Genomic DNA, 14,237 nt, shown 5'->3' on the forward strand with positions numbered 1-14,237 from the left:
ACGGTGTCTGCCATGCGCCCCGACACGCCTGCCGAGAACGTCGACCACCACGCCGAAGCGGCACGCCTGGAGCGGACCGCCGGCCTGTACCCCGAGGACGCGGAACACCTGCTGCTCCAGGCCGCGGCCCACCGGGAACTGGCCGGTGACCGCCCCGGCGCGACCGCGCTGTACGACCGCCTGCTGTCGTCCGCCGAGCCGCTGGACAACCCCCACCTCGTCCGCGCCCTGAAGGCGTCCAACCTGTGGGAGTACGGCCACGAGGCGGAGGCACGGGCGATCATCGACGGCATCCGCGCGGCCTCCCCGCGCCACCCGGCGCCCTGGGTGATCGTGGCGGAGTCCCTGGAGTCGCACGACGAGCTGGAGGCGGCGGAGGCGACCTTCACGCAGGGCCTGAGCCTCCTGCTCGGCGACACCGAGACGGCGCCCCCGCACTCCACACACCCGCTCCTCTTCGGCCGCCACCGCGTCCGCCGCATGCTGGCCGCCGCCCACGACGACTGGGACATGCTGGCCGACACCCTCCACTCCGCCCCGGTCACCCTGGACGAGCTCCACGACCCGAAGCGCGTCTGGTCCCTGGGCTCGAACAACCCGGCGGAGCTGGCGGCGGAGATCAGCCGCCTGCGCGCGGAACTGGGCACCTATCGGGAGGCCCTGTCCCGCCCGTTCCCGGTCGCGGTCCTGCACTGGCCGGCCCGCGAACTGACCGAACTGGTGACGGCGTACCCGTCCCTGACCACGGAGTACCCCTCCCACGAGGCCCACCTGGCGACGATAGAGGCCTCACTCCGGGAACTGGTCGCCTCCGGCACCCCCAACCTCGGCATCGTCACGGGCACGGTCCCGTCCTACGAGGCCTTCGCAGCCTCAGAGGGATCCCGCCCGACAGACCCGACCCTGCTCCCCCAGTACGCGACGACACTGGCGGCACGGGGGCGAGCGGTTGCTTGGCCGCCGGAGCGTGGGACCGGGTGTTGGTGCGATTCGGGGAAGGCGTACGAGGAGTGCCACGGGGTGGTGTAGCGCGCAGCCGTTTCACCGTGATCTCCTGACTACTATCCCTGCCAGGGGCCAGTGGATTTCTCCCAGAGTTCACGTTGATAACGGACGTAGTCCGGATGTACTTGGTGCCACCCTTTCGTCGTGAGCTTCGGCAAGACACCCGTACCGAAGATCCCCGCACGCTCGACGATCGACCAGTCGTCTGCTATGGCGATGGCTCCAATATCAAGTCGAACATGGCAATTTGGGCAGAGGCAGAGAATGTTTGGTTCCACATCAGGTCCGTTGTGAGGCTTACCCAACGGCTTGATGTGGGCGCCCTCGCTGTAGGGCCTGCCATCGGGCCCAACTAGTCGCAGACCACAGACCTGACACTCGTCCTCGTAGAGCTCCTTGATTCGCCTGACTGCTGCCGCGTCTCGTACGAAACGCTGCACCTCCACCGTGCGTACCTCGGGGAACTTCTCATCCTTCTCTTGCTTCCCCAACTCTTCGAGTACGTCTACGATCTTCCTCTCTAGACGCGTCTGCGCCTGGACCTGATCGGGAAGGCGCTCGAGGTCGAACTGACAGATCTTGATCTCAGAGCCATCTGACGCAGGCGACTTGGAGACGGCAGTGCGAATTGCCTTGATCTCGTATAGTCCGTCATATCTATAGTCATCGGGCAACGAGTACCGAGGATCTCCCTTATAGCCACGGATGACGCGAATGGGATGCTTTCGCTCATAACTCAGCTTCAGGGCAGCATTATCACGATATGTCCACGACTGACTGCGCAGCAGCCTCCCCGTTCCGTCTTCCTTGTCATCGTCCGGAGAAGCTCCGGTGTACCGCACCCAGGTCCAGTGATCCTCGTCATCCTCGTACCCCCCATGCAGCACGATGGCGTCACCAACGTCGCTGCCATCAGCATCTGCGAGCCACGAGATGCCCTTCTGATTGGCGCGATGCAGCTTGGCCCGCATCACGTCCAACCGCCTATGGAAGACCGACCCCACAGGAACACCTTCGATGTGGCCGATAACTCGCTCGATTCCCATGAGTCCATACTGGACAGAATTCGATCATCCCTGTCAACTAACTAACCAACTTGCATCAGTTGTGACATGGGGGGCGAACGCGAGGTGGTGCCACCCACCCGGCCACCAGCGACCTCTGTTAGACATATGCACCGCGCCTGAAGCGTTAAGGGAGCCAATATGACTGAGTTGGGCGATATGCCACACCCCGTCGCCGGCGTCTATGAGCAGCTCGTCACTGAGGACCTGCGCGATCGGATAGGGGGGCTTGAAACCGCAGGCTGGAAGGCCGTCGACGCAGAGGTCAGCGCGGAGTCCGCGCCGCATGTGCTGGCCCGGTATATCGGTGAGGCCGCGGGGCGTCGACTCAGTCAACTGCCGCCGCAGAAACGGGTGTCCGCTGCTAACCAGATCATGCAGGCCCTGGCTGACAGCGCCCCCGACTCGTCAGCGGACGACACCCCCGACACCATCGTCGACGGCCCGCGGCAACTGCTCGCTCTCGCGGAGCAAGAAGCGCCCGGCGTCTATGCGATGCGCCCCCTGACGCCTCTCTCGGAAACGGCGTTGATCACCAACGCGCCGGATGATCCCAATCTGGGCGCCGAGTTGCGTGCCGAACTCGCCACGGCCGACAGAGTCGACCTGCTGTGCGCGTTCGTGAAGTGGCACGGCATACGCGTGTTGGAGGACGCGCTGCGCGCTGCGAAGGAGCGCGAGGTCCCAATCCGGGTCATCACGACCACGTACATCGGCGCCACGGAACGGCACGCGTTGGACCGCTTGGTCCGGGAGTTCGGCGCCGAAGTGAAGGTCAACTACGAGATTCGCTCGACGCGTCTGCACGCGAAGGCTTGGCTGTTCCGTCGCAACACCCGCTTCGACACGGCCTATGTGGGCAGTTCCAACCTGTCGAAGGCCGCGCTGCTCGATGGTCTGGAGTGGAACGTACGGCTGTCGTCTGTCGCGACACCGCGAGTGATCGACAAGTTCGAGGCGACGTTCGACGCGTACTGGGACGACGTCGCTTTCGAGGCGTACGACCCCGACAAGGACGGCGACCGGCTCGCCGAGGCGTTGGCCCAGGCTGGCGGCAAGGGGCCAAGCGGCGAACTCAAGATCAATCTGTCGGGACTCGAAGTCCAGCCGTACCCGCATCAGCGAGACATGCTGGAGCGGCTACGCGTCGAGCGCGAGATCCGTAACCATCACAAGAACCTCTTGGTCGCAGCGACCGGTACGGGTAAGACCGTCATGGCGGCCCTGGACTATCGCAACCTACGCGACCAACGCCACGGTGAACTCCCCCGGCTGCTCTTCGTCGCCCACCGCAAGGAGATCCTGAAGCAGTCGCTGCGCACCTATCAGGAGGTGCTCGGCAACGCCTCCTTCGGTGAACTGCTTCACAACGGGACGGAGCCGCGCGAGTGGACGCATGTCTTCGCCAGCGTCCAATCCCTCAACCTCCAGCGGCTGGAGCAGCTCGACCCGGGCCATTTCGACGTCATCGTCATCGATGAGTTCCACCACGCCACTGCGAACACCTACCGTCGCGTCCTTGAGCACTTCGCACCAACCGAGTTGCTCGGCCTCACCGCCACACCGGAGAGGATGGACGGGCTCAATGTGCAAGACGAGTTCTTCAAGGGCCGGATCGCCGCCGAGATGCGGCTGTGGGAAGCGCTGGAGAACGATCTCCTGTGCCCCTTCCACTACTTCGGAATCCCAGACGGCACCGATCTCTCCCAGCTCAACTGGCGTGCGGGTTCCTACGATCGAGATGAGCTCGGCAACCTCTACTCGGCCGACCACCTACGCGCCCGGATCGTCGTCAAGCAGGTCCAGGACAAGATCGCCAACCCCGCCGCCATGCGCGCCTTGGGCTTCTGTGTGTCCAAGAAGCACGCACGCTTCATGGCTGACCAGTTCCGCGAGGCGGGGTTTCAGGCCGCCTCGCTCGACAGCGAATCAAGCCCCGCCGAGCGCGAGCGCACATTGAACGACCTCAAGGCCGGTCGTATCCAGGTGGTCTTCTCGGTAGACCTGTTCAACGAAGGCCTGGACATCCCGGACGTCGACACGCTGCTGCTCTTGCGCCCTACGAACAGTGCGACCGTCTTCCTCCAGCAGTTGGGCCGCGGGCTGCGCCGTACACCAAACAAGCCGGTACTGACGGTGCTGGACTTCATCGGCCAGCACCGGGCGGAGTTCCGCTTCGAGGAACAGTTCCGCGCCCTGACCAACCTCTCCCGCAACCGTCTGGTCGACAGCATCGAGCGTGGCTTCCCCCAGTTGCCCTCCGGCTGCCAGATCATCCTGGAGGGCAAGTCCAAGGACCTCGTCCTCGACAACATCCGTACGCAACTCAACGCCACGATCAACACGTTGGCGAAGGAGGTCAGGGACTACAGCACGCCCAAGCTGGCCGATTACCTGCGCGAGAGCCGTCGTGAGATCAAGGAGCTCTACAAGAGCAAGAACTCTTGGACGACGGTCCTACGCAAAGCCAAGCTCCTCGAAGAGTCCGGTGTGCCGGGAGAGGAAGAGCTCCTCAAGCGGGTCCATGCCTTCCTGCACGTGGACGACCTTGAGCGGGCTCAGGCCTATCTGCGCCTCCTCACAGACGACGCCCCCGACTACGACGCGCTCTCCTCCACTGACCAGGTGTACGCCCGCATGTTGTTCTTCAACCTGTGGGACAAGGCGGGTGGCTTCTCCAGCTATCGCGAAGGCCTTGAGTCGCTGCGCGCACAGCGCGTGTTCCGCGACGAACTGCGGCAGGTCCTGCTGTACGTCCTCGACCGAACCGACCACTTCCCCATCCCACTGGACGGTCCGCTCAGCCATGTTCCGTTGAGGATCCACAGCTCCTACAACCGCTCTGAACTCCTCGCGGCCCTCGGAGTGGCCCGACTGGGCGGACAGATGCCTGGAGTCTTCGCCCAAGGAGTGGCCTGGGTCGAAGAGCTCAAGACCGACGCCCTTCTCATCACCCAGGAGAAGAACGAGCGGGACTTCTCGCCTAGCGTCCGCTACAAGGACTACGCGATCAGCCCCACCCAGTTCCACTGGGAATCGCAGGGCAATACTCCCGAGAACTCCCCGACGGGGTTGCGCTACCAGCGGCATGACAAGGAGGGCAGCCACGTCCTGCTGTTCCTGCGCCGCTACAAGAACAACAGCATCGGCAAGTCCGAACCCTGGATGCTCCTGGGCCCGGCGACCTATGTGAAGCACACCGGCAGCAAGCCGATGGCGATCACCTGGGAGCTCCAGCACGAGCTTCCGGCCGATGTGTGGGCGTACTCGGCTATCGCCACGGGGTAAGGGAAACGTCCGGGCCTGCCTTCTCACCCCGCGGTGCGGCACGGCAGGCCCTCGCACCCCTCGGTCTGCGCGTCGAAACGGGTTTGGGCGCGGTCGACCACCTCGTCCGCGTCCCAACCATGAGCGCGCAACCAGTGGAGAACATCCGTCAAGACGTCGATGACCGTCTCTTGAGCGATCAACGTGCTCAGCTTGCCGGGACTCGGCTGACTCGGCCGACGGACCTCCTCATAGAGGCCGAGCAAGGTCTCAGCACGAGTGACGCCTGCGCCTCCTACATGCCCGTACGGCGAGGTTAGCGATGTGGCCAACTCACACCACGTGACCTTCCGATCGGGGTGTAGCTCGACGCCCCACCCATCGGCGATGGCGTCGAGAAGGGCCATACCGCGTCCCGTCTCGGCGTCAGGGTCCGTGTCGAGGAGAGTGGGAAGAGCGCGCGTGTCGGGGTCGGAGACCTCGATGCGCAGGTGAGTGCCGTTCATGGAGACGGCCAGGGTGGCGGGGGTGCCCTGGCCGACATGCGTAATGACGTTGGATACGAGCTCACTTACGCAGAGTTGAGCGTCGTCGGCGAGATCGTGCAAACCCCAGATCCCAAGATGCAGCCGCATGATGCGGCGCAGGGCGGACACCTCCGTGGGTTCAGCCGTGAAGGCCAAGTCCCACGGCTTGCGTGACATACAGGCTTCTTGGAACACGAGAACCCCTCTCGTCGTACACCAACACGCACCCACCCAGCGGAGCGTGATGGCCGCTCACGGTGAGTGTCCCTGGCCGTCAGAATGACGGTCGCGTATCCCTTCGTGCAATGTGCACGGCGAGATTCCCACTTCTGAGTGATTGGCAAGCGCACGCCTTGGCGCAAGACTGAACGCCGGCTATCCGATGGACCGTTGAAGGGGATGAAATGGCCGGTTCGCCGACCGCACGCCGTCGCCGACTCTCGATTGAGCTCAAGAGGCTCCGCGAGAAGAACGCGCTCACTTGTGCCCAGGTCGGCGATGCCCTGGACTGGAGTGGTTCCAAGGTCAACCGAATGGAGACGGGAAACGGCAAGGTCCAGCCGACGGACGTCGACGCCCTCTGCCGGTTCTACGGCACCGGCGATGAGTTGCGCGAGTTCCTGAAGTCGCTGGCACGGCAGGCCAAGATGCGCGGGTGGTGGCAGGTGCACGGCGCCGGGGTTCCCGAGTGGTTCAACATCTACATCGGCTTGGAAGAGGACGCCTCAACGCTGCGCCAGTACCAGTGCGAGTTGCTACCCGGCCTTCTACAGACGGCTGCGTACGCCTCTGAGCTACACAGGACCGGCTCACACATGTCTCCGCAGGACATCGACCGAGCGGTTCGTGTGCGCATGGAACGCCAGGCCATGCTGACCAAGTCCTCAGCGCCCGAAGCCTGGTTCATCGTGAGCGAGGCGGCTGTGCGAAACGTCATAGGAGATCGGGCGCTCATGCGAGACCAACTCGAACACCTCCTGGAATCGAGCGAACTGCCGAGTGTGACCTTGCAGGTACTGCCCCTCGACTCCGGAACCCGACCAGTCGTGGGTCCTTTCACCATGCTCGGCTTCCCTGATCCGGAAGACCCCGACCTCGTCTACCGGGATGGCATCACCGATGCCACGTATCTCGAGGGCGAGCACCACGTTCGTGAATACACGCGGGCGTTCGACGGGCTTCGGGCCGCGGCCCTGAGCCCTCAGCGTTCCGGTCAGTTGATCAAATCCGTTGTGAAGGAGTACGCAAATTGAACACGGCAGAGCCTTCGAACTACGACCGCCTGAACTGGTTCACGTCGTCGTACAGCAACGGCGCCGGGGGCGAATGTGTCGAGTGCGCAGTGGTAACCCAAGGCACCCTCGTACGTGACTCCAAGCGCACAGACAGCCCCACCATCGCCGTACCGGCCCAGGCCTGGAACAGCTTCGTGGGTGCGTTGAGTCGGGGTGAAGTCGGGGGCCGCCGGTAGCGGTCGTGTTCTCCGGCCCGGATGCACGGCGCCTGCTCATCAACGGGGAGTCCGTGGGTGTGGCCATCTGAGCATCCAGTGCCACACCCACGCTCTTGGGGCCAACTGCCGTAACAGCACCCACTCGATGGCTCATCCGAACCCGAAGAAGAGGAACATGAAGCACGAGTACGAGGCCAAGTTCCTGTCGGTGGACGTTGCCGACCTTCAGGCGAAGCTGACCGCACTGGGCGCCACGCAGGAGTTTCCGCCGACTCTCTTCACCCGCAAGATCTTTGAGAGTGACGGCCTTGACGGGAATCAGTGGGTCCGGCTCCGGGATGAGGGAACCCGGTCCACGCTGACGCTCAAGCAGGTCAAGGACGCCACCAGGATCGACGGCATCACTGAGATCGAGACCGAGGTCACCAACCTACAGGCCATGGCGGAGATCCTGCTGGAGCTCGGTCTGCGCGAGGTCCGCTACCAGGAGAACTACCGTGAGGAGTGGCGCCTCGGCGAGGTCGTCTTCGACTTCGACACCTGGCCTGACCTTGACACCTTCGTCGAAATCGAAGGACCTGATGAGGCATCGGTTCGTCAGGCCGCGGCCTCACTGGGTCTCGACTACTCGCTGGCTCGGTTCGGGAGCGTTGACGAGATCTACAAGAGCGAAGTCGGGCGCGACATCCTCGCCGAGCCCACGCTCCTGTTCTCGGAATGAGCCAAGGCTTGGGGCGCCCCTGCGATCAGTCCCGCGCCCGCTCCCCCGCGCTCCGTTCCACGCACAGTTCGTTGCCCTCCGGGTCGTGCAGTGTGACCCAGCCTGTGCCGTCCGGTCTGCGGTGGTCGGAGTGGAGAGTGGCGCCCAGGGTGAGCAGGTGGGCGACCTCTTCGTCGCGGGTGCGGTCCTGGGGCTGGAGGTCCAGGTGGACTCGGTTCTTCGTCGTCTTGGTGTCGTTCACCCTGATGAAGAGCAGCGTGGCAGTCGGGGTCCGGACCAGCGCTTCCGGGTCTCCCGGGTTGTCGTCGTCGGCCAGCGAACCGTTCAGGGCCTTGGCCCAGAAGGTCGCCAGTGTGTAGGGGTCTGCGCAGTCGATGGTGACGTGACGGATTACGGAAGCCATGCCGTAAGCCCATCACGGATCTCCTTCGGGGGCCAGGGAGTTGAGGGCCCGCAGGGGTGGTGGTCCTGCGGGCCCTCTGCCGTCCGGTCCCTGGTCAGTCGAACTGGCCCGGCTGGTAGTCGCCCGCCGGTTGGCGGACCATCACGTTCAGGCGGTTGTACGCGTTGATGACGGCGATCGCCGCTACCAGGACGGCCAGTTGCTCCTCGTCGAAGTGCTTGGCGGCGTTCGCCCAGGCCTCGTCCGTCACGGCACCCGGGGTATCCGCGAGGCGGGTGCCCTGCTCCGCAAGTTCCAGGGCGGCCCGCTCGGCTTCGGTGAAGACCGTGGCCTCACGCCAGGCCGCGACGAGATTGAGGCGTACCGAGGTCTCCCCGGCGCGGGCGGCCTCCTTGGTGTGCATGTCCACGCAGAAGCCGCAGCCGTTGATCTGGCTGGCGCGGATCTCCACCAGGTGCTGGACGGTGACGGGCAGCGTCGAGTCCATGACGACCCTGCCCGCCGCGTTGAGGTGCTTCCCGAACTGCGGCCCGAGCGAGCTGCGGTAGAGGTTGAGCCGGGCTTCCATGACGATCTCCTTGCTGTGTCCCGCTGTTACACCTCACTGACGGTTCGGGGGCGTTCGGTTGTGACAGGTCTGCGCGATCGTCGGGTGTGGTGTGTGTCACGGTTCGCCGTCACGTGTCCCTCACCCCGACCGCACGGCGCCTCCGTACGCGGAGTTAGCCTCGTTGCGCCGGACGGCCATCGGGGCAGCCGGGCGACGTACCGAGGAGGCAGGCAGCGATGGCGAAGGTTCCTACGGCAGTGGTGGCCGCGAGTGGGCTTGTCGGCGGGTACGGGGTCGCCCGCTGGACCAAGAAGCGACAGCTCGGCGGGGTCGTACTGGCCGTCGCGGGCGCCGCTGCCGCGCAGCAGTGGCGCAAGCAGGCGGGCGGACCGGCGGCCGGGGCGCTGACCGCCGCGTACATCGCCGCGTTCGCCGGGTCGCACCCGCTGGCCAAGAAGGTGGGCGCCTGGCCCTCCGTGTTCGGGGTCGCCGGGGCCGTCGCCCTCGCCTCCTGGGCGGTGGCCGACCGGCACGCGTGACGCCTCACAGCCACACCCGACGCCCCGCCCCGCAGACCATGGGCGACCGGCATGCGTGACACCTCACAGCCACACCCGTCGCCACCGCCTCGCGGACCGTGGCCGACCGGCACGCCTGACACCTCACGGCCGCTTCGGCTGCTCCGTCGGTGCCGCCGTCAGGGGGCGGGCGATGTCCTCCAGGGAGCGTCTCTCCGCCGGTACCGCGAGCAGCGCCGCGACCAGGCCCGCCGCGCACATCAGCGCCGCGCCGATCCGGAAGGCGAGGACCGTGTCGCCGACCCGGCCGGTGTTCGTGAGGTCCGCGAAGAGCAGCGGGCCGCTGATACCGCCGGCCGCGGTGCCGAGCGCGTAGAAGAAGGCGATGGACATCGCGCGCGTCTCCATCGGGAACACCTCGGAGACCGTCAGATACGCGCTGGACGCGCCCGCCGACGCGAAGAACAGGACCACGGACCAGCACGCCGTCAGCGTGACCGCGTCCAGCGCGCCCCGGTCGAACAGCCAGGCCGTGGCGAACAGCAGCAGGCCCGAGAGCAGATAGGTCGAGGAGATCATCACCTTGCGGCCCAGCGAGTCGAAGAGCTTGCCGAGCAGCAGCGGGCCGAAGAAGTTGCCGAAGGCGATGACGGCGAAGTAGTAGCCCGTGTTCCCGGTGGGGACGTCGAAGAACGTCGTCAGGATCGCGCCGAAGCCGAAGGTGATCGCGTTGTAGAGGAAGGCCTGGCCGATGAAGAGGGAGAAGCCGAGCACCGCGCGGCGGCGGTAGTCACGGAAGACCGTACGGGCGATGGTGCCGAAGCCGACGCTGGTGCGCTGGTGGACGGTGATCTCGCCGTGGGGGCGCGGGAGCGGCCCCTTCTCCGCGCTCACCCGCCGTTCGATCGCGGACACCACCCGTTCGGCCTCCCGGTGCCTGCCGTGGATCAGCAGCCAGCGCGGGCTCTCGGGGACATGGCGCCGCACCACGAGGATCACCAGGCCGAGGACGACGCCGAGGGCGAACGTCAGCCGCCAGCCCACGTCCTTGGGCAGCAGGCGCGTGTTCAGCGCGACGATCGACAGCAGCGAACCGCCCACCGCGCCCAGCCAGAAGCTGCCGTTGATGACCAGGTCCACACGGCCGCGGTAGTACGCCGGGATCAGCTCGTCGATCGCGGAGTTGATGGCCGCGTACTCACCGCCGATCCCGAAGCCGGTCAGGAAGCGGAAGAGGAAGAACCACCAGGTCTGGAAGGAGGCCGCGGTCAACGCGGTGGCGCTCAGATAGACCACGAGGGTGATCATGAAGAGCTTCTTGCGGCCGTAGTGGTCGGTCAGCCGCCCCCAGAAGAGGGCACCGGAACACGCGCCCGCCACATACAGCGCCGCCGCGACGCCGGTGACCTCGCCGGACGTGATCGGCAGGCCGCTGCCGGGCTCCGAGAGCCGGCTCGCGATATTGCCGACGACCGTGACCTCCAGGCCGTCCAGGATCCAGACCGTGCCGAGTCCGACGACGACCGACCAGTGCCAGCGCGCCCATGGCAGCCGGTCGAGCCGGGCCGGGATCGCGCTGGTGACCGTACCGGTCCGGGTCGCGCCGACCGACATGGCTGCCTCCTGGGGCCTGCCTGTATGGAGTTGCCCGTCGCGTCAGAGCCATGGACCGGGGCCCGCGTGGCGGCGCCGACCGCCTCCGAGCCCGGAGTGCTCCCTGTGCCATCCGCGAGCGCCGCCCTCACCCCGTGTCCGCGCGACCGCGGGTCACGCCCCCAGCGTCCGCGACACCGTGTAGATCAGCAACCCCGCCAGTGAGCCGACCACCGTGCCGTTGATCCGGATGAACTGCAGATCACGGCCGATGTGCGCCTCGATCTTGCGCGTGGTGTGCTCGGCGTCCCAGCTCGCGACCGTCTCCGTGATCAGGGACGTGATCTCCTTGCGGTACGTCGTCACGACATGCACCGCCACGCCCTCGACCCAGTGGTCCATCTTGGCCTGTGTCTTCGGGTCCGTGGCCATGCGCCGCCCCAGCGACAGCAGCGACGCCCGCGCCCGCAGCCGGAGCTGGCTGCGCTCGTCCTCGGCGGCCGACATGATCATGGATCGTACGGCCGTCCAGGCGGACGCGATCAGGTCCTGGACCTCCGCACGGTCGAGCACCTCGCCCTTGAGGCGCTCCACGCGCGCCCGCGTGTCCGTGTCGGACTGGAGGTCGGAGGCGAAGTCGGCCAGGAAGCGGTCGAGGGCGCCGCGCGCCGGGTGCGAGGGCTCGTCGCGCATCTCGGTGACGAAGCGGAGCAACTCCTTGTAGACGCGCTCGCCGATCCGCTTGTCCACGAAGCGGGGCGTCCAGCCGGGGGCGCCGCCCTCGACGGCCGTCATGACCTGCTCGTCATGCAGCACGAGCCAGTCGTGGGCGCGGACGCAGACCAGGTCCACGAACCGGGCGTGACCGCCGTCGGAGACGACCTTCTCCAGCATCTTGCCGAGGCCGGGCGCGATCTCCTGGGCGCTCGCGCGCCGGGTGATGGCCTCGCTGACCACCGCCTGGATGTCCGAGTCGCGCAGCACGGTCAGGGCCCCCCGCAGGGCCGTGGCCAGCTCCGCCGTCACCCGGTCGGCGTGCTCCGGCTCGGCGAGCCAGGCGCCCAGCCGCTTGGCTATGCCCACCGAGCGCAGGCGCTGTCGTACGACCTCCTCGGACAGGAAGTTCTCCCCCACGAACTCGCCCAGCGAGACACCTAGCTGGTCCTTCTTCGTCGGGATGATCGCGGTGTGCGGGATGGGCAGGCCGAGGGGATGGCGGAAGAGCGCGGTGACCGCGAACCAGTCGGCGAGCGCGCCGACCATGCCGGCCTCGGCCGCCGCCGCCACATAGCCCGCCCAGGCGCCCGCGCCCGCGCTCTCGGCCCACCTGGCGAGGGTGTACACGATCGCCACGAGCAGCAGCAGCCCCGTGGCCGTGCTCTTCATCCGGCGCACGCCCCGGCGCTTCTCCTCGTCGGCGGGGGTGAAGGTGGTCATGGCACGGCCGGGTCCGCCCACCGGTCCGGTGGGCGGATGCGCGGGGGTGCCGGAGCGCCTGAGCCGCTCCGTGCCACCCGTCTCTTCCGGTTTCGTACGGTCCATCCACTCCACCCGATCGCGTTCCCCCGTACTCATTGTCTCTTCCTCACGACTCCTGGAACGGAACAGGAGTTCCCGGCGTCTGTCCGAGAGGGAGAAGGTCAGGGGATCATCAGGGTTCCCTCGGGGTCCGCTCAGGGCACCCCCGGTCGCCGTCCTCCCCCGCATCACCCATCATGGTGATGATCAACGCCGGAGCCTCGGGCTCCCGTCGCCCGAGGAGACACGCACCGCATGACCAGGCGCCACGGGTGCGCCCTGCTGTCCGCGATCATCGCCGTGGTCGTGGCCGTGTCCGCCGCCATATACGCCGGCGTCTCGGCCGACGGCGGCGGCACCCGCGGCGGCTTCGTCGCAGGCCACCCCACCACCCCGCACAACACCGCCGCCCCCGCCTCCACCGGCACCTGGGCCGGGTCCTGGTCGGCCTCCCCGTCGGGGGCCGAGCCCGGCACCGCGACGGTGGGCATGGCCGGGCGGTCCGTACGCAACGTCGTCCACGCGGGCATCGGTGGTACGGGTGCCCGCGTCACGCTCTCCAACCTCTTCGGCGCGCAGCCGCTGACCCTCACCCACGCCTCGATCGCGGTCGCCGCCTCCCAGGGCCCGGACGCGCTCGCCGACACCATGCGCCGGCTCACCTTCGGCGGCGCCACGACGGTCGTCATACCCCCGGGCGAGCAGGTGGTCAGCGACGCCGTACGCATCGCGCTCCCGCAGGGCTCCGACGTCCTCGTGACCACGTACTCGCCCACCCCCTCGGGCCCGGTGACCTACCACCGGCACGCGCGCCAGATCTCCTACGCCGCCGAGGGCGACCGTACGGAGGACGTGACCGGTGTCGACTTCACCGAGCCGACCCGCTTCTGGCGCTATCTGACCGCGCTCGACGTCCTGAGCGACGAGGCGAGCGGCACCGTCGTCGTCCTCGGCGACTCGATCACCGACGGCATCTCCTCCACCGTGGGCGCCAACCACCGCTGGACGGACCGCCTCGCGGCCCGGCTGCGCGCGGCGGGCGGATCCTCGGCCGTGCCCCGCTACAGCGTGGTCAACCAGGGCATCAGCGGCAACCGCGTCCTGAGGGACAGCAGCCCGGCCGACAACCCGAGCGCGCTGTCCCGCTTCGACCGCGACGTCCTCGGCCGCACCAACGTCAAGGCCGTCGTCATAGACCTCGGCATCAACGACATACTCCGCACCCCCGGCCGGGCCGACCCGAACAAGATCACGGCGGGGCTGCGCACCCTGGTGGACGACGCGCACGCGCGTGGCCTCAAGGTCATCGGCACGACGCTGACGCCCTTCAAGGACCACCACGGCTACCGGGCCGACCGCGAGCAGGTACGGCAGGCCGTCAACGCGCGGATCCGCGCGGGCACGGTCTACGACGCGGTCGTGGACTTCGACAAGGCGCTGCGCGACCCCTACGACCCGCGCCGACTGCGCCCCGGCTACGACTCCGGGGACCATCTGCACCCCAGCGACCGGGGCTTCCAGCGGATGGCCGAGGTCTTCGACCTGACCTCGCTGAAGGGGGCGGCTCCGGCGCAGTTGTGAGCGGCCCCGACGCCGTACGCGCGGGACTCACGCCATG

General features: G+C 67.1%; 13 protein-coding genes. 7 read left to right on the forward strand and 6 right to left on the reverse strand.

Annotated elements, in window-relative coordinates; translation table 11 throughout:
* Positions 1–12: 12 nt before the first annotated feature.
* Entirely contained in the window at positions 13–1,029 is a 1,017-nt protein-coding gene (locus tag ACZ60T_RS23305) for an SEC-C domain-containing protein (protein WP_469667609.1), read from the forward strand.
* Positions 1,030–1,061: 32 nt separating this feature from the next.
* On the opposite strand, the gene ACZ60T_RS23310 is transcribed toward ACZ60T_RS23305, so the two are convergent.
* Positions 1,062–2,051 carry a YDG/SRA domain-containing protein gene (locus tag ACZ60T_RS23310; protein WP_469667610.1) on the reverse strand — a complete coding sequence of 330 codons (990 nt, stop codon included), beginning with the start codon at positions 2,049–2,051 and terminating at the stop codon, positions 1,062–1,064.
* A 159-nt stretch (positions 2,052–2,210) separates the two neighbouring features.
* Here ACZ60T_RS23310 and ACZ60T_RS23315 point away from each other — a divergent pair, with 159 nt between their 5' ends.
* Positions 2,211–5,357, forward strand: coding sequence for a DEAD/DEAH box helicase (locus tag ACZ60T_RS23315; protein ID WP_469667611.1), 3,147 nt, complete (start codon positions 2,211–2,213; stop codon positions 5,355–5,357).
* Between the two features lie 23 nt (positions 5,358–5,380).
* Here ACZ60T_RS23315 and ACZ60T_RS23320 read toward each other — a convergent pair whose 3' ends face one another.
* The gene (locus ACZ60T_RS23320; protein WP_469667612.1) at positions 5,381–6,040 is read right to left on the reverse strand and encodes an ATP-binding protein; all 660 of its coding nucleotides are present in this window, start codon (positions 6,038–6,040) and stop codon (positions 5,381–5,383) included.
* Positions 6,041–6,267: 227 nt separating this feature from the next.
* On the opposite strand from ACZ60T_RS23320, the gene ACZ60T_RS23325 reads away from it, so the two are divergent.
* The 3 genes from ACZ60T_RS23325 to ACZ60T_RS23335 all read left to right on the forward strand — a co-directional run bounded on the left by ACZ60T_RS23325 (position 6,268) and on the right by ACZ60T_RS23335 (position 8,037).
* A complete protein-coding gene (locus tag ACZ60T_RS23325; protein WP_469667613.1) occupies positions 6,268–7,116 on the forward strand; it encodes a helix-turn-helix domain-containing protein in 849 nt (282 codons plus the stop codon).
* Positions 7,113–7,334: a DUF397 domain-containing protein gene (locus ACZ60T_RS23330; protein ID WP_469667614.1), complete on the forward strand. Its 222-nt coding sequence runs from the start codon at positions 7,113–7,115 to the stop codon at positions 7,332–7,334. Before ACZ60T_RS23325 ends, ACZ60T_RS23330 begins: the two co-directional genes overlap by 4 nt.
* A gap of 157 nt (positions 7,335–7,491) precedes the next feature.
* Complete coding sequence (locus ACZ60T_RS23335; protein ID WP_469667615.1) at positions 7,492–8,037, forward strand: class IV adenylate cyclase; 546 nt, start codon at positions 7,492–7,494, stop codon at positions 8,035–8,037.
* 25 nt (positions 8,038–8,062) lie between these two features.
* On the opposite strand, the gene ACZ60T_RS23340 is transcribed toward ACZ60T_RS23335, so the two are convergent.
* A complete protein-coding gene (locus ACZ60T_RS23340; RefSeq protein ID WP_469667616.1) occupies positions 8,063–8,440 on the reverse strand; it encodes a VOC family protein in 378 nt (125 codons plus the stop codon).
* 94 nt (positions 8,441–8,534) lie between these two features.
* Positions 8,535–9,008, reverse strand: coding sequence for a carboxymuconolactone decarboxylase family protein (locus ACZ60T_RS23345; protein WP_469667617.1), 474 nt, complete (start codon positions 9,006–9,008; stop codon positions 8,535–8,537).
* A 218-nt stretch (positions 9,009–9,226) separates the two neighbouring features.
* Between ACZ60T_RS23345 and ACZ60T_RS23350 the strand changes: the two genes are divergently transcribed.
* Positions 9,227–9,529: a hypothetical protein gene (locus ACZ60T_RS23350; RefSeq protein WP_365618589.1), complete on the forward strand. Its 303-nt coding sequence runs from the start codon at positions 9,227–9,229 to the stop codon at positions 9,527–9,529.
* A gap of 123 nt (positions 9,530–9,652) precedes the next feature.
* On the opposite strand, the gene ACZ60T_RS23355 is transcribed toward ACZ60T_RS23350, so the two are convergent.
* Complete coding sequence (locus ACZ60T_RS23355; RefSeq protein ID WP_469667618.1) at positions 9,653–11,122, reverse strand: MFS transporter; 1,470 nt, start codon at positions 11,120–11,122, stop codon at positions 9,653–9,655.
* Between the two features lie 153 nt (positions 11,123–11,275).
* Positions 11,276–12,676 carry a DUF445 domain-containing protein gene (locus ACZ60T_RS23360; protein ID WP_469667619.1) on the reverse strand — a complete coding sequence of 467 codons (1,401 nt, stop codon included), beginning with the start codon at positions 12,674–12,676 and terminating at the stop codon, positions 11,276–11,278.
* Between the two features lie 198 nt (positions 12,677–12,874).
* Between ACZ60T_RS23360 and ACZ60T_RS23365 the strand changes: the two genes are divergently transcribed.
* A complete protein-coding gene (locus ACZ60T_RS23365) occupies positions 12,875–14,200 on the forward strand; it encodes an SGNH/GDSL hydrolase family protein (RefSeq protein ID WP_469667620.1) in 1,326 nt (441 codons plus the stop codon).
* The last annotated feature ends 37 nt before the right edge of the window (positions 14,201–14,237 follow it).

The sequence above is a fragment of the Streptomyces sp. NPDC104371 genome (genome assembly GCF_055583785.1).